1 protein-coding gene is annotated in these 331 nt (G+C 63.4%); it reads left to right on the top strand.

The window, feature by feature from the left end:
* On the top strand, window positions 1-331 hold a 331-nt coding region (locus E3W21_RS28725), incomplete at both ends, for an immunoglobulin-like domain-containing protein (protein WP_134423026.1).

Here is a 331-nt window from a genome sequence, read left to right as displayed (position 1 = left end):
CCACCGTCGGCGCGCCGGTCACCGGTTCACCAGTGACGGTGTCGTTGGCCAACGGCCAGACCATCACCATCGACATCGGTAAAACCACCGGCACCGTGACCACCCTCGCACCCAACGATGCGCTGAACGGTCACACGCCGCTGACCAACGCCATCACCAACGTCAGCGGCGGTAACTACGAAAACCTGGTCGCCGACAAAACACCGGTCAGCACCACCGTGACTGACACAGTCGACACGACCAACCTGACTCTGAGCGCCAGCAACTCGGTGGCCGAAGGCGGCTCGATCGTTTACACCGCCACCCTGACCAACGCTGCCGGCACTCCGGT

The organism is Pseudomonas sp. F01002 (assembly GCF_004402115.1).
GTDB classification, from domain to species: Bacteria; Pseudomonadota; Gammaproteobacteria; order Pseudomonadales; family Pseudomonadaceae; genus Aquipseudomonas; species Aquipseudomonas frigoris.
This window is presented reverse-complemented; position numbering and strand designations above follow the sequence as displayed.